The organism is Alcaligenes aquatilis (genome assembly GCF_003076515.1).
Taxonomy (GTDB): domain Bacteria; phylum Pseudomonadota; class Gammaproteobacteria; order Burkholderiales; family Burkholderiaceae_B; genus Alcaligenes; species Alcaligenes aquatilis.
This window is the reverse complement of record NZ_CP022390.1, coordinates 3,229,272-3,253,484: the sequence shown is the minus strand read 5'-3', so window position 1 is coordinate 3,253,484 and position 24,213 is coordinate 3,229,272. Positions and strand designations below refer to the sequence as shown.

The window sequence follows — 24,213 nt, the reverse complement described above, 5'->3', positions numbered from 1 at the left end:
TTATTTCTTCATGAGCGTATGAACGGTTTCACACGCCAGGTCTATGTCATCCTGGCTATGCGTGGAAGACAGGAAAAAGCGCAAACGTGCTGCTTTTTCTTCTACCGCAGGATGGATAATGGGTTGCACATTCAGACCGGCATCAAACAACTGACCGGACAATTTGACTGCTTTCAGAGAGCTGCCGGTAATCGCAGGAATAACGGCGTAGCCTTGGGCAAAACCGGTATTGATCCCCAGCGAGCGCATCGAATTCAGAAACTGACTGCCACGCTCTTGCAGGTTTTGTACACGCTCGGGCTCCCGACGCATGATCTGCAAGGCTTTGAGCGAAGCAGCCGCCAACACGGGAGAGATTCCCACGCTGTACACAAAACCGGAGGCGGCGTATTTAAGCAGTTCCACCAGCGCACGATCACCAGCGATGTAGCCGCCGCAACTTGCCAAGGTCTTGCTCAAGGTGCCCATCCAGATATCGACATCTCGACCCACCACACCAAAATGCTCGTGCGAGCCACGGCCCGTTTTGCCAAGCACACCCAGAGCGTGAGCTTCATCGACCATCAAAAACGCTTTATAGCGCCGTTTTATGTCAATAAATGCAGGCAGATTCGGGATATCTCCATCCATGCTGTACAAGCCTTCAATCACAATCAGCACACGCTCGAACTGGCCACGAATATCGGCCAGAATGCGCTCCAGGGCGACACTATCGTTGTGAGGAAATGAACGGCGGGCGGCCCCCGATAACTGGATGCCTTGCAAAATACTGTTGTGGATCAGGCTATCGTGAATTACCAGATCCTTGGGGCCAAACAAGTAACCAATGGTGCTGACGTTGGTGGCGTGTCCACTGACGAAAACCACGCAATCATCCACCTCATAGTTCTGGGCCAGTTCCTCTTCCAGCTCGCGCTGAACACGGCGCTCGCCCGCAACCAAACGGCTGGCCGAGGCCGATGTGCCGTACTGGTCCATCGCGGCTTTAGCGGCTGCATTGACTTCAGGGTGTGCTGACAGACCCAGATAGTTGTAATTGGCGAAGTTCAGATAGTCGCGCCCGTTGATCCGGGTATGCGCAGCCGCTACACCGTCGTGGCTGCGAAAAAATGGATTGCGCACGCCCATACGATCGGCCATGGCCTTGGGCACCAGCATTTTCTCGTAACCAGGGTGGCGGTCAAAGCGGGTGAAGGCATCCGGAATATGGCTGGCCGCGCCCTGACGGCTGGCAGACTGATCGGCCATGCGACCATCGCCGGTCGCTTGCCCAGTTTTACGTCCCAAAATGCGCTGAATCAGTTGTGCTTTACTACCTGGCGCCAGATCGTTCTTACTCATGAATCAGTGATGTCCCTGTTTCTGCCAATCGCTGTACATCCTTGGCCAGTCCTTGCAAGTCCGTATCGGACATCTCATCCCCGTGCTGACGTACGACATCGGCGACCAGATGCCCTGCATCGTGCTCTGCCGAGTCCTCGCCACCAGCCGTCAACTTATCGACAATGCGGGCGGCGACGTTCCAGACGGTGGGGGAATCGTTCAGCACCATGGCGGGCAACTGCACGCCAAAGCGTTGCTCCAAGCCCAAGGCCAACTCCACGGCCATCAAGGAGTCCATGCCCAGATCATGCAAGGAGCGTTGAGTTTCGATACGGTCTACTTCAGTACGCAAAATGTTGGCGACTTCCTGCGCCACCCACTCGGCCACCAAAGCGTGAATTTGCTCGGGCGTTTTACCAGCGATCAGGGCGTGAATATCCTGGCCGTCGCTACCGGAGTCCTGATCTTTACGAGCACGGTTCAAGATGGCAAAGCGTTCGCTTTGGGCCGAGGCCAGCAAACGGGCCAGGGCATTCCAATCGAAGTTAGCCACAATGGACACTTCACCGTTAACAGCCAGCACGCGATCCAGTTGATCCAATGCCTGATCGGATTGCAGAGACGCTTTGCCCAGGCGTTTGCCCAAGCTGTCCTTCACGGTTTCATTGCGGGTCAGGTAACCTGCGTCGCCAATCGGCCCCCAAGCAATGCAAGAAGCCGCCAGACCCAGGTTCTGAAGTAGGCGCGTCAGCCCTTCCAGGCCCGCGTTGGCGGCCACATAGTTCGCCTGTCCGGGGTTACCAATAGAAGTCGTCACCGAGGAATACAGCACGAAGTGGGACAAACTCACATCCTGAGTGGCCAGGTGCAGATTCCATGCCCCCACCAACTTGGTTTGCAGCACCTTGTTCAAGCTGTCCTGATCCATATTCGCGATCAGGCGATCATCAAACACGGCGGCAGCATGCAGCACACCCGTTAACGGACTATCACTTGCCTGAATCTGGGCGACGACAGCTTGTACCGCTGCACAATCCGTGACGTCACACGCCACGATTTGCACACGACAGCCTTGTGTCTGGAACTGTTCCAGCAGCGCTTGTGCACCCGGGGTATCGGCACCACGGCGTCCCGCCAAAACCAAAGAGCGCACGCCACGCTTGACCAGCCATTGGGCTGAAGCCAAACCGAAGCCAGACAAACCGCCCGTTACCAACCACGTGCCCTGTGTGGACAAGTCGATAGGGGTCGCTATTTGTTTTGCGGGTAGGCCAGGCTGAGCATCCTTCAAGGACACCACCAGCTTGCCGATGTGACGAGCCTGTTGCATGGCGCGGAATGCATCGACCACATGCTCGGCACCGAAACTACGGTAAGGCAGTGGGAACAGCGCGCCGTCATGAAACAGCTCCATGACTTCTTTGAACAAACGTCCTGCCAGGGCTGGACGTCCTGTCAGCAACTGGTCGGCATCAATACCGAAGTAGCTGATATTGCTCTTGAAGGGGCGCAGACCAATCGGTGTGTTCTCGAAAAAGTCACGCTTGCCCAGTTCCAGGAAACGGCCAAATGGGCTCAAGACATCCAGGCTGCGGCGCATGGCTTCACCTGCCAGGGAGTTCAGCACCACGTCCACGCCCTCACCGCCAGTGGCATCCATCACATCCTGAGCAAAGCTCAGGCTGCGCGAATCGAACACATGGTCAGCGCCCAGCAAGGAGGCGAACACTCGCTTCTCGTCCGTGCCAGCGGTGGCATAAATCTCTGCGCCCAAATGGCGGGCGAGCTGGATTGCAGCAATTCCCACGCCGCCTGCAGCACCATGGATCAGCACTTTCTCGCCGGGCTGGATATGGGCCAGGTGCGTCAGCGCGTAGTACACGGTGAAGAACACGGTGGGAACGGTGGCGGCGGCTTCAAAATCCCAACCTTCAGGCATGGGAGCGATAGCATCCGCACGTGTCACCACATGGCTGGCAAAGCAGGAGGAACCAAAACCCATCACCGGCTGGCCGACCGACAGGTTAGTGACATCGGCACCAAGGCGTGTAACCACACCCGAGAACTCCAGGCCTAGGCTCGCACCGGCGAACCCGTTTTCTACGGCTTCGTCCGGCAACAAGCCCATCAAGTACATCACGTCACGGAAGTTCAGGCCCGCTGCCATGGTGCGGACTTCGACCTGATCCGCAGCCAGAGTGGGCGCTTGAACAGCTTGCCATTCCAGATTGCGCAACTGTCCGGGCACGTGGAAGTCCAACTTAAAGCGTGCATCCTGGCCTAATTGAGCACTTACAAGCTGAGTGGCCTCCTGCAACACCAAGGTATGGCGTGCGTCTTGAGATAAGACAATTTCTGTCGCACCATCTGGCCACAGCAGCTCGCACTCCAGGCGCTGAGCGATGCTGCCGGCATTCAGATCGCCGGCCAGATCGATCAGAGTGCAGGACAAGGCAGGCAGCTCGTTCATGACGACGCGGCCAAAGCCCCACAAGGCCGACTGGGCAGGATTCACCGCCCAATCCAATTCTTCCGCCATCGCAGGCAATGCTCCGCCGTGCGTCACCAGGAACAAACGGCTTGCAGCAGCACGGGCGGACAAGCTTTGAGTCAGGTTCAGCAGTTGCGTACTGGTCTGGCTGACAGCAGCAACGGTATCAGCCCAACCCAGCATCGGCACCACATTCAGCGTGTGCTCATCAGCCAAAGCGTCGGCACTGGGTGGCCAGGCTTGGGCGCAAACCGTCTGTCCGACTGCCTCCAAACGAGCTTGCAAAGAATGGGCATGCGTTTGGGAAGCCTCGTCAAACAACAGTAGCCACTGGGCTGTAGCGACGGCCTCCAGATTCTGACCTGTCTGCTTTGTCGCGGCGCTGGCCAAAAGCAAATAAGCACCTTCGCTCAACGCCTGAGCGGCAGGCTCTGGTGCTGTTTGTACCTGCTCAAAACCCGCTTGCTCCAAAGCCCTGTGCCAGCCTTCAGGCGACAGCAAGGAAGAGGATTGCGACTCAGCGGCTGTATGCCACCAGCTTGGGTCCAGACCGGACAGAAAATCCGCATGCCAATCAGGGTGACACTCGGCCAGCAGCAAAACACCACCTGTAGCCAGCCACTGCTTGCTACGCAGCAAAGCAGGTGGAACATGCACGGTACGGTGCAGGCTGTGACGCAAAATCACGACATCAAACTGTGTGTCGTTGGACTGATCCAACTGCCACTCTTGCAAATCAAAACCGACAACTTGCACATTGGCTAGCGCATGATGTTGCGTCGCCTGACGTGCCTGCAAATCGACATCCGGCAAGGCCAACACATACTCAAACTGATCTTCAGACAAACAAGCCGCCAGCGTCTTGGGCAAATCGCTAGGGCCAACAGCGACTTCCAGCACACGCAGCCGCTGGGAAACCGGCAAGTTCGCAGCCAGCTCTCGCAACTGGGCTTCCAGTGCCTGACGCACACCCAGATACATGGGGTCATCGTCATACAGCACTTCAACCACCGGGGAACGGCGCAAGGAAGCCAGCAGTTTTTCGCCTGAAAGATCACCACGTAACAAGGCGGGCAGTTGGCGGCCCACCGAACCAATCTGGGTCAACTGCGGCAGGCTGCTCGGGGAGTCCTGCAAAATAGTGCGCCACAAGTCCTGGGCAGAAGGCATATCCGCCTGCTCCACCACTCGATAGCTTTCCCCATCTTGCAGCAGCGCTTCACTGCGCAACAGCTCACTCATCCAGCGACCATACGGACTATTCAATACCTCGGCACTGAGCTCGGCTGGTTTAACGTCCTGGAAGGCTTCATAAATAAAGGACAGACTCAAGGCATCCAGCAAAGGCAAAGTCTGCTGGAACCAGGTTTCGCGTTCTTGCTGCTGATCGACCAGTGCAGCCCAACCGCTTTGGGCCAGTTGTTCAGGCGAGAGCGTAACGGCGGCTCGCTCATCATGAGGATGAGGACGCAGATACGGGGTAATTTGCCAGTTAGAGACCGCGTGTCGGTCCTGACGCAAGAAATGTGCTGCGCGGAAACGACAAGCCTGGGCGCTGGCCAGCAAGCGGCCATCAGCACCATACAGCTCAAAGTCCGCCAGTACCGAACGGGCACTGCTGCGACGCAGATGCGCACGGAAATGCGTCACTTGCCCTTCGGTGGACAAGGTAAAGCGGCCTACTTTCACAGGCAATAAGGCAACGCCTTGGCCTGCTTCAATATCTTGTGCGAAGAAATCCACCAGAGACTGGTAGCACACGTCCATCAAGGCCGGGTGCAGCAGATAACCGTCTTGCTCCAGGCTGACGGGCATTTCCAGTTCCGCATGCAGGTACGTATCTTGCACCTGTGAGACCTTCAAACCCTGGAAGGCCGGACCGTAGTCCAAACCCAAGGAATGTGCCAAACGATAGTGGCGATCACGATCAATCTGCCGTTCCGCCGAGCTTAGGGGCGAAAGCTCTGGCTTGGGCATGCGCTCATCCGAAGCCAGAATGCGGCCACTAGCGTGTACCACCCACTCGTCCTGGCTCAGGCGTTGGCGGCTCTTGATATAGAAACTGCCATCGCGCGGGCTCAGCACAAAGCGCAGGCTGCGGGCATGCTCACCGTCAAAGACCAGCGGAGCCAGAATATCCAGCTCGTCCACCTGGATCAGTGCTTCGCCCAGCCACTCGCGGGCTGCGGCCAAGGCCATCTCCAAATAAGCAGCGCCGGGGTACACCATGGCCCCACCCACTTTGTGATCAGCCAGCCAAGGCAAAATCACCGGGTCTAGTACGTTTTCCCAGCTGATATCGCTATCGGGCAGGCGCCAACCCAGCAAATCATGTACTCGTCGGCGCTCAATGGAGCGCATCCCTTCTGTGCTGGTCTTGTACCAATGACGCTCGCGCTGCCACGGATACACAGGCAGATCCACCGGATTACCAGCCATGGGGAAACGGGCTTTCAACTGAGACGGCAGCAGAGCCAAGGTATGCAGGGCCGTATCGGCCAGACGCTGTGGGCCATCGTCATGCTTGCGCAGGCTGGACAGCACAACACCCTGAACATCGGCCTGAGTCAGGGTTTCACGGATGTAGCGCTGCAAAATGGCATGCGGGCCAATTTCCAGAAAAACACGGCAGCCCTGCTTGGCCAGACAAGCAATGGCCTGCTCAAACTGCACGGGCTCGCGAATATTGCGCCACCAGTACTCCACACCCAGCTCGTATGGGGGCAACTCTTGACCGGTAACGGTCGAAACAAAACGCGCCTGTGGTTCCTGCTGGCCGGGCTGCAAGTCGCCCAGGCTCTTTTCCAGATGCGGCAACAAGCCATCCATATAGGGGCTGTGAAAGGCGTAATCCAGATCCAACAAGCGAAAGAAAACGCTTTGGTCTTCCAGGGCAGACTGAATGCGTTGCAAGCCTTCCAGGCTACCGGACAAGGTGATATTGGAGGGGCTGTTCACACCCGCCACATTGACGCCCAAGTCCGCACCCTGGCTTTCCAGCAAGGTGTTTACCGCTTCCAGCGATAGACCAATAACGGCCATCCGGCCTTGACCACGAGTCAGGCCTTGGGCCTGGCTACGGGCACAAATCACACGTATGGCTTGTTCCAGATCCAGAGCACCAGCGGCCCAGGCTGCAGCAATTTCACCTACGCTATGTCCCGTGACGGCATCAGGCTGAACGCCATCTTCGCGCAGCATGCGCGTCACAATAACCTGCAGGGCAAACAACAGGGGCTGGGCAACGGTCGTGTCGTCCATACGGGAGGCAGCAGGCTCGGCCTGCAATTGCTCCAGTAACGAGAAACCCGCCAAGGGCTGCATCAAGGTGTCCAGCTCGGACAGCAGTGCGGCGAAACGAGGGGACTCGCGCAACAAGGTCACGCCCATACCCAACCACTGCGCTCCGTTACCCGCATACACGAAGGCCAGTTGAGCTTCTTTATCCAGGGCATCTACCGTTTGCAGACCCTGCGGGTCTTGCCCTTGCGCGTAAGCACGCAATTGCGCCACGCCTTCTTCAACCGTTTCGGGCTGAATGATCAAAGCACGAGCCAAAGTCTGCCGACCGTGCGCTACCGCGTAACTGACATCGTAAAACGCTTGTGCCGTCTTGCCATCGAGCAAATCCGCATAATTACCTGCCTGTTCGCGCAGAGCGGCTTCTGTTTTGGCCGACAAGACTAAAGGCGGCAAAACCGAGTTCGGCGTAACAGTCGATTGACCAGCGCGTGCGACAGGGGCCTGTAGCAAAACGTGTGCGTTGGCACCACCAAAGCCAAAAGAATTAAGGCCCGCCACCAAAGGCTTGCCGTCGGTACGATGCAACTGACGGCCTTGCGGTAACAATTCCAGATTCAAGCCGTCAAAATCAATCGCGGGATTGGGGGTGTTCAAATGCAAAGCAGGCGGCAGGGCTTGATGCTGCAAAGCCAGCACCGTTTTGACCAAACCGGCCATGCCGGAGGCTGACTCCATATGCCCCAAATTCGCTTTGACTGAACTAATAGGCAAACGCTGTTCGCGCGTTTTTCCATACACCGCACTGATTGCGGTAGTTTCAATAGGGTCGCCTACTGCCGTACCGGTACCGTGGGCCTCGACAAAGTCCACATCACCCGCAGTCAGGCCGCTGCGCTCTAAAACGGAGCGCATTAACTCAATTTGTCCCTGGCAGCTAGGGATGGTGATGCCGGTCTTGCGAGCACCATCGGCATTCACGCCCGTAGCCAAAATGACAGCCTGTACCTGATCACCATCGGCTAATGCTTGCTCCAAAGGCTTGAGCATCAGTACCGCACCGCCCTCGGAACGGACATAGCCATTGCCGGCCTCATCAAACGCCTTGCAGCGTCCGTCTGCCGACAACATCGACGCTTTGGTAAAGCCGACAAAGGGATAGGGGTGCAGCAACAGATTGACGCCACCGACCAAAGCGGTCGAGGCCTCGCCATTACGCAGGCTTGAGCATGCTTGATGCAAAGCCACCAAGGAAGACGAGCAGGCGGTATCCACCGCCATGGACGGTCCGTGCAAGTCGTAGATATAAGACAGACGGTTGGCCGCAATACTCATGGTATTGCCGGTCATCATATGGGCAGTCAGGCTGGCCAAATCATCCAGGCCGCGCATGCCGTAATCCAAACCGGAGATACCGACATAAACCGCACAGTCACTACCAGCCATGGCGGACGGCACAACACCCGCGTTTTCCATGGCTTCCCAGGACAGCTCCAGCAACAGACGCTGTTGCGGGTCTAGCCAGGCGGCTTCGCGTGGGGAGATACCAAAAAAATCCGCATCGAACTGGTCGATACGCGACAGAACGCCAGCCGAAAACGTGATGCTGCGACCCGGCTCGGACCTTTTGTCGTGTTGCAATTCGGCAGTCGCCCAGCGATCAGCGGGAATTTCCGTGACCAGATCGCGCTTTTCAATTAAAGCATTCCAAAACTGGTCGGGCTGCGATAAATCGCCCGGGAAGCGAAACGCCATACCAATAATAGCGATTGCTCCAGACGCAGTATTGCTTTTATTAATGTCCGTACGGGATGCTTTTAACTCCTTAGCACCCTTTCCTGTATTTTGAGACACGCACCCTACCCTTTCGATCTTTACTGACTTGCCCTGTCATCGCGGAGCACGGAATAGTCATGTTTGATAAAACGCTATTTCGGACAACGACTCCTGACATAGCCGTGTCGCAGACAGCACACCAGTAAACAATGGCGAAAATTACACCTAGTTACTATGACTTACAAACCCCAATTACATGTAAATTACACAAACTCAATGCAATCAGATAATATTTATTTTCGATTTTTATTTAAGCAATGACGCAAAAATAAAAGATCAAAATTAAATACCCACTATTAATATTGTTCTATTTATTGTTTACAACAAAAAATGTGTGTTTGAAAAATGACAAAACCTTGGTCATATTCACCAAGGAAGTCCAATCAAGCCACTAGGCAAAACATCAACGCTGCTTTCATTTCGCTGCCACCTTGAGAAAAATGAAACTATTAACGTGATATTAAGCAAAGTCTTTTTCTCACCAAAAAACTTTTCCTACTGGTGCTAACCTGCTGCACTGCAAAAAGATTAGCAGCTCGGAATGTTACCATTACGCAGTTGTTCTAATCCATAAAGAATTGAAATGAGACACAGGCGCACTGTAACAATCCACTGCTGCGCGAATGCCTTTAAACAAGCTTCTTCAAGACTATCAGGCCACTTACAGGTCAGTCATAATTGACAATCAAGTGCGTTACAACAAGAGAAAAAAGACCAGGTAATCGCATCTAAAATCTCATTTTTGATACAAACAAGACAGACGCACGACCAGCGCAAAACCGTTACTGGCGCAGGTATACGACCCCCCCCTTCTGGCCTACGCCCCCTGTACTACCAAAGCAGTGTTTTCCCTTAGCCGCATCAAAAACACCCGAATCAGGGCAGTTTTTTTGGGGGTTATCCCTCATCTATAGCTAGGCACACCTAGGCTCTATACGAATTGCCTTATGGCCTGGCTGTCGCACGCCGTTACATTGAAGTGGCTTGATCTAATAATTAATCCACTCTGGAGACATTTCATGGGTACGAACGCGACCACCGCACCCGTCGACGAACGATTACCAAACGGCCGACTGGCGGCGCTGGGCTTGCAGCACGTTTTGGTAATGTACGCCGGTGCTGTCGCGGTTCCACTAATTGTGGGCCGGGCATTGAACCTGACGTCTGAAGAAGTATCTATCTTGATTGCCGCTGACCTGTTTGTCTGCGGCATCGTGTCCATCATTCAGTCGATGGGCTTCACGCAGTACTTTGGCATCAAATTGCCCGTCATGATGGGCGTAACCTTTGCCGCTGTGGGCCCCATGGTGTCCATGGCACAGGCCAACCCAGGTCAGGAAGGGGCCCAATTGCTTTTTGGCACCGTGATTGGGGCGGGGATCATCACCATGATCATCGCCCCTGCCGTTAGCCGCATGCTGCGCTTTTTCCCGCCTGTGGTGACCGGCACCATTATTGCCATGATCGGCATTACGCTGATGCGCGTGGGGATCAACTGGATTTTCGGTAACCCTGTCGGCCCTACCGCCCCCACGGTCATTAACCCCGACCACCTGGCCTGGATTCAACACGCACAATCGGCTGCGGCCATGCCCGGCTCTGCCTTGCCCCCACCCCCAGAAGGTCTGGCCTTGAAAGCAACGGTACCCAACCCGCGCTATGCCAACCTGACCGGTCTGGGCATTGCGGCCATCGTGCTGACCTCGATTCTGCTGATCGCTAAATTTGCAAAAGGCTTTCTGGCTAACGTGGCGGTATTGCTGGGTATTGTCATTGGCGCGGTTGTGGCGTCGGCCATGGGCATCATGACTTACGAAAAAGTGGCCAACGCTGCCTGGGTGGATCTGGTCTTGCCATTCCACTTCGGGATGCCTCGATTCAACCTCCTGCACATTGCGACCATGACGCTGGTCATGATTGTGGTGCTGATCGAATCGACCGGCATGTTCCTGGCGTTGAGCGATATGACAGGCAAGAAAGTAGATCAGAAAGATCTGGCACGCGGCCTACGTACCGACGGTCTGGGCACCTTGCTGGGCGGTATTTTCAATACCTTCCCCTACTCCAGCTTCTCGCAAAACGTGGGTCTGGTTGCCGTTACTGGCGTACGCAGCCGCTTTGTCTGCGTGGCCGGTGGCGTGATTCTGATCATTCTGGGCCTGCTGCCCAAGATGGCGGCCCTGGTTGAGTCCCTACCCACCGTGGTTCTGGGCGGCGCCGGGATTGTGATGTTCGGTATGGTGACGGCCACTGGTATCCGCATTCTGTCCGGCGTGGATTACAAGACCAACCGCAATAACTCCATGATTGTGGCCATCTCCATTGGCGTGGGCATGATTCCTCTGGTGGCCCCCAACTACATGCAGTGGATGCCTCACGCCATTCACCCGCTGATCGAGTCGGGCATCTTGCTGACCTCGATTGCTGCCGTTCTGCTGAACTTGTTCTTTAATGGTGCTAAAGAAGATACGCATGCAGCGGTAGAAGCCGCCAAGCACGCTGAAGCCTGAAACGCTTGCCAAGCTTGTCGTGAAACCGGCCTGTCGAATCCATGACAGGCCGGTTTTTTATCGTCCGATACACCAAGCGAAAACGCCCCTTTCAGGAACTGCCAACTGAAAACGGCGTACAAGTTACTTGTCGCTGGGCTGTCCAAAGAGAAAGATCGCCTCCTTACTGGGCATCAAACCAAAGGCGCAGCGCGTGGCTGCTCCCCTTTTCTGACATCACGAAGCAAAACGCCGTGCACCAGCCACACACAAGGCAGCGCCTAAAGTGACCCAGATCATGCTGGCATTGACGGACTCGCCCAATAAAGCGGCAGCCAGTCCCAAGCCCATAAAAGGTTGCAGCAACTGTAATTGCCCCACCGCAGCGATCCCGCCGTGTGCCAACCCTCGATACCAGAACACAAAACCCAGGAACATGCTGAATACTGATACATAGCCGAAACCTAACCAGGCGGCAGTGTTCACATGACTGAAGCTCTGGGGCCAGAACCACAGCATCATGACGAACATGAAAGGCAAGGAAAGCACCAAGGCCCAGCAAATCACTTGCCAGCCGCCCAGACGACGTGACAGGCGTCCGCCTTCGGCATAACCCAGGCCACACACCACAACGGCGGCCAGCATATACAGATCCCCTTGCCAGGCCGCATCCAGACCTTCTCGCGCGGCATAGGCCATCACAAGCAAGCAGCCTAAAACAGAGCACACCCAGAACACGGGTTTATGCCGTTCACCAGCCAAGACCACCCCAAAGAGCGCTGTGCACAAAGGCAACAAGGCGACGTACACAATGGAATGCGCCGAAGTGATGTACTGCAGGGCCAGCGCCGTCAGCAAGGGAAATCCCAGCACAACACCAAAACCAACCACGGCCAGGGGTAAGAGGTCCGATCGTTGTGGCCGTGCCACGCGCCCAATCACTAACCAGGCAGCCGCCAGCAAAGCGGCGACCACCGCTCGCGCTCCGGTCAGGAAAAAAGGATCCATACCCAGCACAGCAACACGCGTCGCCGGTAAAGAACCGGCAAAGATTGCGACGCCCATAAAGCCGTTTAGCCAACTGACTGCCTTGCTATCCATCATTCGCTCCGACAAAGATGCTTGTCAGTACAACACAGCTATGCCAGCATACCTAGGCACAGTCCAGTACAGTTTTAAAAAACTGTACTGCCCGCTAGACCCATACACCGTGCCCGAGCCCGCCCCATGTCTGCCGTTACCCGTATAGACCACATCATGCAATCCGTGCGTGAACACATCGCGGCACGGACATATCCACCCGGCACCCGCCTGCCTTCGATACGTGCCCAAGCCCAGGCAGCGGGGGTTTCCGTGTCCACCATTGTGGAAGCCTATGACAGGTTGGCGGCTGAAGGCCTGATCCAAGCTCGTGCAGGGTCCGGCTTTTACGTGACGGCTCCGTTGGCCCCGCTGAACTTGGCCGCCCTGGATCCGGCTTTGGAGCGGGATATTGACCCGTTATGGATCTCGCGCCAATCCTTGGAAGCAAATGCAGATGTATTAATGCCGGGCTGTGGCTGGTTACCCTCGGACTGGATGTACGACCAGGGAGTGCGTCGGGGCCTGCGCAAGGCAGCGCGTAGCCACAGCTCAGACTTAACGGACTACGGTTCGCCACTCGGTCTGGAGGCGTTGCGTCAACGACTGGCCCGCCGTCTGGTGCTGTCCGAAATTGATGCGGCGCCTCATCAAATCATGCTGACCGACTCGGGCACACAGGCCATTGATCTGCTCTGTCGCTTTTTCCTGGAGCCTGGCGATACCGTCTTGGTCGATGACCCGTGCTACTTCAATTTCCACGCCTTATTGCGAGCGCACCGAGCCAAGGTCGTCGGTGTGCCCTACACGCATCAAGGCCCCGATCTGGCGGCTTTTGAGGCGGCATTGCAAGAGCACAAACCCCGCCTCTACATCACCAACTCCGGCATACACAACCCAACCGGCGCACGCCTGTCGGCCATGACGGCGCATAGCGTACTGGCCATGGCGCAACGTGCTGACCTCTATATTATTGAAGACGATATTTTCGGAGATCTGGAAACCCGCCCCGCAACCCGGCTAGCTGCACTGGATGGCCTGTCCCGCGTGGTGCAAATAGGCAGTTTCTCCAAAACACTATCGGCCTCGCTGCGTTGCGGATACATTGCGGCCCAGACTGCCTGGATCGAAAGCTTGGTGGATTTGCGCACCGCAACCAGCTTTAGCAGCAACCGCCTATCCGCTCAGATTTTGAATAGCGCACTTAGCGACAGCGGCTATCGCAAGCATCTGGAACGCGTTCGATACCGGCTCTCCAAAGCAATGGATCACAGCCTGACCCAGCTGGAGCGGCTCGGCCTGACACCCTGGCTGCACCCCCGCGAGGGCATGTTTCTATGGTCACGGCTGCCCGCTGGACATGACGCCTTGAGTCTGGCCCGTGCGTGCCTGCCGCAGGGAGTGGTACTGGCCCCAGGCCCTGTGTTTAGCCAAGCTCCTGATGCCAAGCAGTTCCTGCGTTTCAACGCCGCACAATGCACGGACAAACGCGTCTTTAGCGTACTGAAACGCGCACTGGACAAAGAGCTGTCTGCCTAAAGCGCCCAGAGGTTTCAGGCCTCCTGCCGCCACACCCATATCAGTGTCCCGGTCGCGGCCAGGGGATTACAATCTGCCCTGTTATGCGGCCCATGTGGACCGCCACCACCGCCCCCCATTCTCATGTCCCCAAAAGACTTACGCGATTTATTCCTGCTGGCCGCCATCTGGGGCGGTTCGTTTTTATTTACGCTGCAAGCTGTCCCCGACTTTGGTCCCTTCCCGCTGACCGCCGTGCGTGTCGGTTTCAGCGCCTTGGCCTTGATGAGCTACATCACCGTCACCGGACGTTTACCCTCCTTTCTGGCGAACTGGAAACCCATCTTTGCACTGGGTATTCTGAATGCCGCCGTCCCCTTTTCCTTATATGCCTTTGCCGCCTTGCGGCTGGAATCGGGGCTGCTGGCCGTCTTGAACGCCATGGCTCCCTTGTTTGGTGCGCTTGTCGCCCGAGTCTGGCTGAAAGAGCGCCTGACACCCAGCCGCATTTTGGGGCTTTGTCTGGGTTTTCTGGGAATTCTGATTCTGGTGTACGACAAACTTAGCTTCAATAAAGGCGCCGAGGGCTGGGCCGTACTGGCTTCTTTGCTGGCTACCGTGTTCTACGGTATTGCCGCCAACTTTACCGCCCGCTACCTGCGTGGTGTACAGCCACAGGCCGTCGCCGCAGGCAGCATGGTCAGCGCAACATTGGTGCTGTTGCCAGCGGCTATTTACTGGTGGCCCGCACAGTTTCCGGGTCTGCATGCCTGGGGCGCTGCGCTGTCCTTATCCTTGCTGTGTACAGCGGTCGCCTACCTGATTTTTTACCGCCTGCTGTCCAATGTCGGCCCCTCCAAAACCATTACGGTGACCTTTCTGGTGCCGCCGTTTGGGGTGCTGTGGGGTGCCTTGCTCTTGGACGAAGCGCTGACCGCGCAGATGCTGATCGGCATGAGCACCGTACTATTTGGCACCTTGCTGGCCACAGGACTGATCGGCAAACGCAAGGCAGCGTAGGTCAGCTACGCCGCCTTGCGCACCCAGCTCTACATGTGGGCCGCAATGATGGAAACAGATAAGCAAGACTAGCCGTCCAGCCCCTGCTCCTGCCGCCAATGCTGGTAACGTTGCTCCAGCACCAGGCGCAAGGTTTCATAGCTGTTCCAATCGTCGGGCACGTGATAAATCGATGGCAAGGCCGCGTCGTCCAGCGTATCCACGTAATCGTCCAGAAACAGCTCGTCGTAATAAAAATCACTGAAAGCCTTACCCTGCTCGGACAAGTACTCGCTGACCAGCACATCATCGCAACACTCTTGCAGCAGTTGCGAGCCTTTGAGCATGTGATCACGGCACTGGCGAACCTCATTAGGGTAGCGATCTACGAAAGCACTCGCCAACAGGTCTTTTTCCACCAACCAGGCCAAATACATACCTATGTGTGTACGGCCGCCTTGCGGACCCAGATCGGCGGGATAATCTCCCCCAACATGCCAGTCTACGGCGTCATATTTAACGGGATCAGTGTGCGTTTTCAATGTCGAACCTCCGTAGGGATGCGTATGTCCTGAATCAGTATATCGATCACACAGCGGGTTTTAAGAAAACAATCTTAATAGTATCAATCCATTAGCCACTCACACAGGGGACAGCCCAATAAAAAGCCGCCCGAAGGCGGCTTTGTCCAGCAACGATAGAAACAGCAGCAGATCGGAAATTATGTTCGCTCGAAAATCCCGGCGGCTCCCATGCCAGTACCGATACACATGGTGAGCATGCCGTATTTCAACTGACGACGCTGCAAGGCATGAACCACGGTCGCGGCACGCATGGCACCCGTTGCACCCAGAGGGTGGCCCATGGCAATAGCACCGCCCAGCGGATTAACGCGCTCGGGGTCCAGGCCCAGATCACGGATCACCGCCAGAGATTGAGCAGCAAAGGCTTCGTTCAGCTCGATCCAGTCCATCTGGTCTTGCTTCAGGCCAGCCAAGGCCAGCGCATGAGGCACAGCTTCTTTAGGGCCGATACCCATAATCTGCGGCGGCACACCACGGACCGAGAAGGTCACGAAACGGGCCAGCGGCGTCAGGTTGTGCTCACGCAAGGCACGCTCGGAAACAACCAACAAGGCGCCTGCCCCATCTGAGGTCTGCGAGCTGTTGCCAGCCGTGACCGAGCCACGCGCAGCAAACACGGGACGCAGTTTGCCCAGCACTTCCAGGCTGGTATCAGGACGTGGACCTTCGTCACGATCAACCACTTGGGTCTTGACGGAGATTTCCTGAGTGCTCAGGTTCGGCTGACGGCGTGTGACCGTCACAGGCAGAACTTCGCCCGTGAACTCGCCGGACTCCCACGCCTTGACGGCTTTCTGGTGCGACGCCAAGGCAAATGCGTCCTGATCCTCACGGGACACTTTCCACTGACGCGCCACTTCTTCGGCAGTCAGACCCATGCCGTAGGCAATACCGTAGTTCTCATCCGAGGTAAAAATCTCGGGGCTGAACGAGGTGTTTACACCCATCACCGGCACCTGGCTCATGGACTCCACACCCGACGCCACGATGATGTCCGCCTGGCCCGTACGGATACGGTCGGCAGCAATCGCAATGGCGCTCAAGCCCGAGGCGCAGAATCGGTTGACGGTCATCCCGGCCACGGTGTGCGGCAGGCCTGCCAGCAGGGCAGAAATACGCGCAACGTTAAAGCCTTGCGGGCCTTCTGGCAGAGCGCAACCGGCTACCACCTCTTCAATAGCTGCAGGGTCCAGTTTGGGAACATCGGCCAGCATGCCGCGAATGGCCTCAGCCAGCAACTCGTCAGGGCGGTAGGACGAAAACACACCACGAGGCGCTTTTCCGATGGGCGTCCGCTTGGCAGCGACGATATAAGCTTGTTGTACAGTCATGTCTACTCCTTGATCCGCTCTAGTTACGCACTGGCTTGCCAGTGCTCAACATCCCAGTGATACGTTCCTGGGTCTTGGGGGAATTGAGCAGCTCCAGGAAAGCCTGCCGCTCTTGCGCCATCATCCAGGCTTCATCCACCAGCGAGCCGGGATCCACATCGCCCCCGCAGATCACGGTTACGACTTTCTCGGCAATATGGAAGTCATATTCCGAGATGAAACCACCTTCTTTCATGTTCACCAACTGTGCTTTCAGCGTGGCGATGCCATCGCGACCGGCAACCGGGAAGCGACGTGGCAATGGCGCACGCCAACCAGCGCTGGCCAGAGCCTGTGCCTGACGTACGGCCACGTAAACCAGTTCCTGGCGGTTCATGACGATGGTGTCAGACTCTTTCAGGAAACCAAGCTGACGGGCGTCCAGAGCGGAGCGCGACACCTGGGCGCTGGCGATAGCCAGAGCAAAACGCTTCAGGTAGGCCAGCAGCGGGGCATCGGGTGCACCCATGGCTTGCAGTTCAGCAGAGCGACGAGCCGAGTAAGCCAGACCACCTGCGCCTGGAACCAGACCCACACCCACTTCAACCAGACCAATGTAGGACTCGAAGTGAGCGACGCGGTGCGCGCAATGCACAGCCAGTTCGCAACCGCCACCCAGTGCCAGACCGGCCACAGCAGCCACCACCGGCACTTGGGCGTAACGGATACGCAAAACCATGTCCTGCATGGCACGTTCCACAGGCTCAACGCCGGCCACACCTTCTTTCTCGAACACAGGCAAAATGGCTTTCAGGTCCGCGCCTGCGGAGAATGGATCACCCTCCTGGGCCACCACCAGCGCCTGATACGAAGCTTCGGCCAATTCAATGGCCTTGAACATGCCATTGACCACACCGGGGCTTAGCGTGTGCATCTTGGTCTTGAAGGACACGATCAGCACATCTTGTGGGTGCGGCGCGGGCAGTGTCCAGCAACGCACCGACTCATCTTCAAAAACGGTGGTGGTTTCCAGAGATTCGACCTCGCCAACCAGCAAAGGTGTGCCAATATGACGCTGGTAAACAGGCAGATGACTACGGCCTTCAAAACGGCTTTGCGAAGGATTCCAGGAGCCAGCGGCGGTGTGTACACCTTGCGCTTCCCACACAGGACCACGAGTCGCCCAGTCTGGCAGCGCCTGGCTGCTCAGCGTCTTGCCCTCTTGAATGTCCTGGTTGATCCACTCGGCCACCTGACACCATCCGGCAGCCTGCCAGATCTCGAACGGGCCTTGCTTGTGGCCAAAGCCCCATTTCAAGGCCAGATCCAGCTGACGTGCGTTGTCGGCAATGTCTTGCAGATGAATGGCGCTGTAGTGGAAGGTATCACGCAGCACCGCCCACACGAATTGAGCCTGAGGCTTGTCGGACTCGCGCAGCTGACGCAGGCGCTCAGCCGGGTCACGTACGGCCAAAATGGCGGCCACATCGGGATCAATTTTCTGGTCAGCGGCCACGTAATCACGCTGCTGGGCATCGAAACGCTGAATCTCGCGACCCTTCTTGCGGAAGAAACCGGCGCCGGTCTTTTGACCCAAGGCGCCCGCATCAATCAGGCCCTGCACTTCTGGCGGCAGGCCAAAGTGTGCTTTGAAGCTGTCATCGGGCAGTTGATCCTGCATGGTGCGGATCACGTGTGCCAGCGTATCCAGACCAACGACGTCGGCGGTACGGTAAGTACCCGATTTGGCGCGGCCCAGGCGTGTGCCCGTCAATTCATCAACCTGCTCGTAGGTCAGGGAGAAACGGCGAGCCTGCTCGAACACGGACAGAATGCCAAAAACACCAATACGGTTACCGATAAAGTTGGGGGTGTCTTTTGCGCGAACCACGCCCTTGCCCAACTGCGATACCAGGAAAGTTTCCAGAACATCCAGCAGCTCGGGCTGGGTGTATTTCGTGGGGATCAGCTCCACCAGGCTCATGTAGCGCGGTGGGTTGAAAAAGTGCACGCCGCAAAAACGTGGGCGCAGCGCTTCAGGCAGAACGTCCGCCAAGGACGTGATGGACAAACCGGACGTGTTGCTGGCAATGATGGCATTAGGGTTCAGTGCTGGCCCGATCTTGCGATACAAATCCTGCTTCCAGTCCAGACGCTCGGCAATGGCTTCGATCACCAGATCGCAATCGGCCAGACGATCCAGATTGTCTTCGTAGTTGGCGGGTTCGATCAGGTCGGCCAAGTCTGGCGTACCTAAAGGAGCGGGATTCATTTTGCGCAGATTGGCAATGGCACGAATGGCAATGCCATTTTTTGGACCCTCGCGGGCGGGCAGATCAAACAGAACTACTGGTATGCCTGCATTGACGCAATGAGCGGCAATTTGCGCGCCCATGACGCCGGCACCGCACACGGCGACCCGACGCAAGGTACGGGCACTGCCCGTCACTGCACTGGCTGAACTAGATGTCATAGGTTTGTCTCCAGGAAACTGAAACCCCACGCAGCATAAGGCCCCAAACGGACGCTCTACGATGCGCGGCAATCGAATAATCGTACACGCACAACCGGCTTTAAGACCATAAAGTCTTTTTTATTTTCAATCAAAGATGAGCATAGATCAAATCCGTTTTCATAAAACGGTCCATGTTCTGATCCTGGCCGGCCTGTCCATTCACTTAGATTTCTTTGCATAAAATTCAAACGGTCGTTTCAATGTCTTTTATTTCAATAGATTGAACCCATAAAAAGCCTATTTCCCCCTTCATTACCAGCAATTGCTTCATACCCTACCAAGCTGGCACCACACATGGTTTCAAGTTGTTTATTTAATTCTTTTCTTATTTATTTCAATTCATTTTTATTTAATTTTTTGATTTACTTTAATTAATTTTTTTCTTTAAATATTTCAAACAAATAAGGAACACTTGGGGATGGCAAGAGCTTGGAGCCATCCCTGCCCAGCAGCCATGCTCTTACTGATAAAGGCACCGCAGCACCTTTGGCAAGGAGGATCAGCCCCCTACCCGAGCCCACAAGAGGGCAAAAACGGCTTAATTTGTATGCCAGAATGCTCAAACTTCCACTTTTGACGAGCCCTATCCGCCTTCATTGCCCTATGACCCGGTCTCAAGAAGCTCCCCCTTTATCCTTAAGCGCTCTGTTTCTGATCTTTGCCCGAATTGGCCTGACCAGCTTTGGCGGGGGCTTGAGTGGCTGGCTAATGCGCGAGTTTGTCGTCCAGCGACGCCTGATGAACCAGGCAGACTTTCTGAGCGGTCTGGCCCTATCCCAGGCACTACCCGGCATCAATGTGGTGAATCTCTCTATCTGGATTGGTTACCGTCTGCTGGCCGGACCTGGAGCTTTGCTTGCCACGCTGGGCATGGTGCTTCCCCCGCTGCTCCTGGCCATTTTCATGCTGATTGGTCTAGAACAACTGACAGGCTCTACCCTGGTGCCTCAGGCCATGGCCGGGATTGCCGCAGCCGCCATCGGTCTGTCGCTTGAAATGGGCGTACGCTCGGCGCGCAGCGCAGCTACCGGAATTGTGCCAATTGCGATCATGTTGGCGGTTTTTCTCGGCATTTTCGTCATGGAATGGAGCCTGATCCCCGTTATTCTGATCTGTGCGCCGCTGTCCGTCTGGTACGCCTGGCTACAGCTTGGGGATTCATCGGCAGCACAATCATGATCACGGTCCTGTTCCAGCTCATGCGCGTGTTCGCGCCTCTGTCTTTTCTGACTATAGGCGGCGGGCAGAGCATCATCCCGGAAATTCACCGGCAATCGGTAGAAATCCATGGCTGGCTCAACAATCAGGAGTTTCTGGACCTGTTCGCCCTGTCGCGCCTGACACCCGGCCCGAAATCCTTGCTTGTGACTCTGGTGGGTTGGAAGGCAGCAGGCTGGGCCGGTGCCCTGGCCGCATCCGTAGCCATTTTTCTACCATCGGCCTTACTGATCTACTACTTGGCGACCATCTGGAAACGCCATGAAGGCACGCGCATCATCCGCGCTATTGAAATCGGGCTACTACCCATTGCCGCAGGCATGATCCTGGCCGCCAGCGGCACAATCCTAAAAGCGGCTCAAGGCGGATTGTGGGCCTGGGGCACAGCTCTGGCCTGTACGGCCATTCTGCTGCTAAGTCGCATCAACCCTTTATGGTTACTGGCAGGTGGCGGATTGCTATTTGCCTTGATGCAACCCGCCACCTAAGATAAATTCGCCCCGTAAACATGAGGACTTCATCGCTAGCCCCGACTTTAAGTAAGTGGCTGTATCAGGCGCCACAAAATGGGTCATAAAAGCGTCACGATCCTGTGTTCAGAAAGCGCAAGACATTGAGCCGCCAGAGCTGCAAGCAGTACAATGGCAGGTCCTTTTACCTCCCTTTTGCCCGCGACATGGCTGTAAATACTGACCAAGCCGTACTAAATCTGGATTCTGCCTCGCTGGGTTATGGTGCTTTTACCGTACTGGCGGACGTGTCCATGACCGTCCAGAAAGGCCAGGTCGTTGCCATGATGGGGGGATCGGGTTCCGGAAAAACAACACTTCTGCGTGCTGCTACTGGGCAAATTCGCGCCCAAAAAGGCACGGTCACGGTTTTTGGCCAGGACCTGGCCAAGCTGGACGGCGAGGCCCTGCGCCAGACGCGTCAACGCATGGGTGTACTGTTTCAGCAGGGTGCCCTGTTTACCGACCTGAACGTATTTGAAAACGTGGCTTTCCCTTTGCGGGAGCTAACAAACGATTCTGAACCCGCCATTGAAGATCGTGTGCTGGACAAGCTGGACGCCGTTGGCCTGCGTGCCGCCGCCCATTTGGGCATCAATGAAATCTCTGGCGGTATGGCCCGCCGGGTTGCCTTGGCTCGCGCCATTGTGCTGGAGCCCGAGCTGATTCTGTACGACGAACCCTTTGCCGGCCTGGATCCTATTTCTATGGGCATTACCGCACAACTGATTCGAGACCTGACGGACCGCCTGAACTGCGCTTCGGTACTGATTACGCACGATGTGGCCGAATCTTTTGCCATTGCTGATCAAGTCTATATGGTTGGCCAGGGACGTTTGCTAACCCAAGGCACGCCCACCGAGCTGCGCGCCTCCAAAGATCCCTACGTGCAACAGTTCCTGCGTGGCGAACCCGATGGCCCCATCGCCTTTAACTATCCCGTCACCCCGGCTTTTGAAGCCTGGCTCCAAAATCGGACAACGCGCTCATGAACTTCATTACCGCCCCGATTAGCGCGCTAGGCACTGCGATACGCAACAGCATTTACGGGCTGGGCGCATTCAGCCGCCTTTTTGCTGCCTTGCTAGCACGTTCATCGCTGCTGTGGCGCCGCCCCCGTCTGGTTTCCCAGCAAATTCACTTTATCGGCAACTATTCGCTGCTGATCATTGCCGTTTCCGGCCTGTTCGTCGGTTTTGTGCTGGGCTTGCAAGGCTATTACACGCTGAATCGTTATGGTTCCGAAGAGGCGCTGGGTCTGCTGGTCGCCCTGTCTTTGGTACGAGAACTGGGCCCCGTTGTGACCGCTTTGCTGTTCGCTGGTCGGGCCGGTACGTCGCTCACGGCCGAGATCGGTTTGATGAAAGCCGGTGAACAGATTGCTGCCATGGAAGTCATGGCAGTCGACCCCTTGCGACGCCTGCTGGTGCCGCGTTTTTGGGGTGGCATTATTGCCATGCCTATTCTGGCCGCCGTCTTTTCCATGGTCGGTATTTTGGGCGGCTATATCGTCGGCGTACAAATGATCGGCATTGATGCCGGCGCCTTTTGGTCACAGATGCAAAATGGCGTCGATGTGATTGATGACGTACTCAACGGTGTGATCAAGAGCCTGGTATTTGGCCTGATCGTGACCTTGATTGCGCTGTATATGGGCTGGCATGCCAAGGCCACGCCCGAAGGCGTTTCTCGCGCGACCACACGCACCGTTGTCAGCGGCGCTTTGGCGGTATTGGGCACGGACTTCCTGCTCACCGCCCTTATGTTCAGTTAACTATTTAGGAATTGCTCAGCTATGAATCGCGAGAAAACCGATTTCTGGGTTGGCCTGTTTGTTTTGCTGGGGCTGGTCGCACTGGCATTCCTGGCTCTGCGGGCGGGTAACCTCAGTTCTTTTTCCTTTGCCAAAACCTACCAGGTCTCTGCCAAGTTCGATAATCTAGGTGGCCTGAAACCACGTGCGCCCATCAAGGCCAGCGGTGTGGTCGTTGGTCGAGTCAGCTCCATTGGTTTTGACAATCAGGACTTCAAAGCCGTGGTCACACTGGATATGGACGAACACTACAAATTCCCCGTAGACACGTCGGCCTCCATTCTGACCTCGGGCCTGTTGGGTGAACAATACATAGGTCTGACTGCCGGCGGCGACGACAAGAATTTGCAAAGCGGTAGCACCATTACCTATACCCAAAGCGCGGTTGTGCTGGAGGAACTGATCAGCAAGTTCCTTTACAACACGGCCTCCAATGACGGCGGCTCCAAATCGGAGTAGTAAACCGCTGACTCATGCTCATTACAGACGACACAACCATGAATACAACAACTCGCCGCTCTTACTCCCTGCCTCGTGGAGTCCGTTTGAGCCTGGTCGGTGCCAGTGCTGCCCTTGTGGCCGGTTGCGCCAATGTGCCCAACCCCAACCCCCAGGACCCATGGGAGAGCATGAACCGTGGCATCTACGCTTTTAACGAAACCGTGGACGGCGCGCTGATCAAACCCATTGCAGAAGGCTATACCGCCCTGACACCGCAGCCTGCACGCACCTGCATTAGTAACATTTTCAACAACCTGGGCGATGCCTGGTCGGCCGTCAACAGCTTCCTGCAAGGCGAGCATGTTGACTTCTTCAACACCCTGGGCCGTGTCCTGTTCAACTCCACCATGGGCCTGGGTGGTTGTATCGACGTTGCCACCATGAACGGCTCTGAGCGCATCCCCAACGACTTTGGCGTAACGCTGGGCGTATGGGGCATCAAGCCTGGACCTTACGTGGTTCTGCCCTTCTTTGGCCCAAGCACGGTTCGTGACGGTTTGGCACGCGGCACCAGCTTCCTGGAAGGCTTTTCCTCCACGGGCCCGATCATGGCGATCAAGGATGTACCGGTACGCAACAGCATCATGGGTCTGTGGGCGCTGGATGCCCGCGCCGGCGTGCTGGATACAGAAAAACTTGTTAACGACATCGCCCTTGACCGCTACAGCTTCATACGCGACGCTTACCTGCAACGACGCCATGCGATGGTTCAAGACCGTCGCACCGGTGGCGACTCTAGCCAGGACCTGCCTGACTACTCGGACGCAGACGAATAAAAACGCCCTGC

General features: G+C 56.3%; 15 protein-coding genes. 9 read left to right on the top strand and 6 right to left on the bottom strand.

All coding sequences use genetic code 11. The annotated features are described in order from the left end of the window. A complete protein-coding gene (locus tag CA948_RS14910; RefSeq protein ID WP_094197972.1) occupies nucleotides 1–1,341 on the bottom strand; it encodes an aminotransferase class I/II-fold pyridoxal phosphate-dependent enzyme in 1,341 nt (446 codons plus the stop codon). After that, a complete protein-coding gene (locus tag CA948_RS14905) occupies nucleotides 1,334–8,809 on the bottom strand; it encodes a type I polyketide synthase (RefSeq protein ID WP_108728404.1) in 7,476 nt (2,491 codons plus the stop codon). The genes CA948_RS14910 and CA948_RS14905 overlap by 8 nt, the downstream gene beginning before the upstream one ends. Nucleotides 8,810–9,909: 1,100 nt before the next feature. Here CA948_RS14905 and CA948_RS14900 point away from each other — a divergent pair. Continuing rightward, nucleotides 9,910–11,400, top strand: coding sequence for a nucleobase:cation symporter-2 family protein (locus CA948_RS14900; RefSeq protein ID WP_094197974.1), 1,491 nt, complete (start codon nucleotides 9,910–9,912; stop codon nucleotides 11,398–11,400). 216 nt (nucleotides 11,401–11,616) lie between these two features. Here CA948_RS14900 and CA948_RS14895 read toward each other — a convergent pair whose 3' ends face one another. After that, nucleotides 11,617–12,480, bottom strand: coding sequence for a DMT family transporter (locus CA948_RS14895; RefSeq protein ID WP_094197975.1), 864 nt, complete (start codon nucleotides 12,478–12,480; stop codon nucleotides 11,617–11,619). Between the two features lie 126 nt (nucleotides 12,481–12,606). On the opposite strand from CA948_RS14895, the gene CA948_RS14890 reads away from it, so the two are divergent. Together CA948_RS14890 and CA948_RS14885 are read left to right on the top strand one after the other, a co-directional pair. Next, nucleotides 12,607–13,998, top strand: coding sequence for an aminotransferase-like domain-containing protein (locus CA948_RS14890; protein WP_108728403.1), 1,392 nt, complete (start codon nucleotides 12,607–12,609; stop codon nucleotides 13,996–13,998). 123 nt (nucleotides 13,999–14,121) lie between these two features. Further along, a complete protein-coding gene (locus CA948_RS14885) occupies nucleotides 14,122–14,997 on the top strand; it encodes a DMT family transporter (RefSeq protein WP_108728402.1) in 876 nt (291 codons plus the stop codon). Between the two features lie 68 nt (nucleotides 14,998–15,065). Here the strand turns inward: CA948_RS14885 and CA948_RS14880 are convergent, their stop codons facing one another. The 3 genes from CA948_RS14880 to CA948_RS14870 all read right to left on the bottom strand — a co-directional run bounded on the left by CA948_RS14880 (nucleotide 15,066) and on the right by CA948_RS14870 (nucleotide 19,343). After that, nucleotides 15,066–15,518 (bottom strand): DUF7832 domain-containing protein, encoded by a 453-nt coding sequence (locus tag CA948_RS14880; RefSeq protein WP_108728401.1) that lies wholly within the window; start codon nucleotides 15,516–15,518, stop codon nucleotides 15,066–15,068. A gap of 179 nt (nucleotides 15,519–15,697) precedes the next feature. Next, a complete protein-coding gene (locus CA948_RS14875; RefSeq protein WP_094197979.1) occupies nucleotides 15,698–16,891 on the bottom strand; it encodes an acetyl-CoA C-acyltransferase in 1,194 nt (397 codons plus the stop codon). Between the two features lie 19 nt (nucleotides 16,892–16,910). Next, a complete protein-coding gene (locus tag CA948_RS14870) occupies nucleotides 16,911–19,343 on the bottom strand; it encodes a 3-hydroxyacyl-CoA dehydrogenase/enoyl-CoA hydratase family protein (protein ID WP_108728400.1) in 2,433 nt (810 codons plus the stop codon). A 645-nt stretch (nucleotides 19,344–19,988) separates the two neighbouring features. On the opposite strand from CA948_RS14870, the gene CA948_RS14865 reads away from it, so the two are divergent. The 6 genes from CA948_RS14865 (at nucleotide 19,989) to CA948_RS14840 (ending at nucleotide 24,202) form a co-directional block, all read left to right on the top strand. After that, a complete protein-coding gene (locus tag CA948_RS14865) occupies nucleotides 19,989–20,564 on the top strand; it encodes a chromate transporter (RefSeq protein WP_108728399.1) in 576 nt (191 codons plus the stop codon). Beyond that, a complete protein-coding gene (locus CA948_RS14860) occupies nucleotides 20,561–21,091 on the top strand; it encodes a chromate transporter (RefSeq protein WP_094197982.1) in 531 nt (176 codons plus the stop codon). The genes CA948_RS14865 and CA948_RS14860 overlap by 4 nt, the downstream gene beginning before the upstream one ends. 188 nt (nucleotides 21,092–21,279) lie before the next feature. Then, on the top strand, nucleotides 21,280–22,104 hold the full coding sequence (locus CA948_RS14855; protein WP_094197983.1) for an ABC transporter ATP-binding protein: 825 nt from the start codon (nucleotides 21,280–21,282) through the stop codon (nucleotides 22,102–22,104). Next, nucleotides 22,101–22,886, top strand: a complete 786-nt coding sequence (gene mlaE / locus CA948_RS14850; RefSeq protein ID WP_162496915.1) for a lipid asymmetry maintenance ABC transporter permease subunit MlaE — start codon at nucleotides 22,101–22,103, stop codon at nucleotides 22,884–22,886. Before CA948_RS14855 ends, mlaE begins: the two co-directional genes overlap by 4 nt. 21 nt (nucleotides 22,887–22,907) lie before the next feature. After that, nucleotides 22,908–23,384 carry an outer membrane lipid asymmetry maintenance protein MlaD gene (gene mlaD / locus CA948_RS14845; RefSeq protein ID WP_094197984.1) on the top strand — a complete coding sequence of 159 codons (477 nt, stop codon included), beginning with the start codon at nucleotides 22,908–22,910 and terminating at the stop codon, nucleotides 23,382–23,384. Between the two features lie 38 nt (nucleotides 23,385–23,422). Beyond that, the gene (locus tag CA948_RS14840; protein ID WP_108728782.1) at nucleotides 23,423–24,202 is read left to right on the top strand and encodes an MlaA family lipoprotein; all 780 of its coding nucleotides are present in this window, start codon (nucleotides 23,423–23,425) and stop codon (nucleotides 24,200–24,202) included. Nucleotides 24,203–24,213 lie beyond the last annotated feature (11 nt).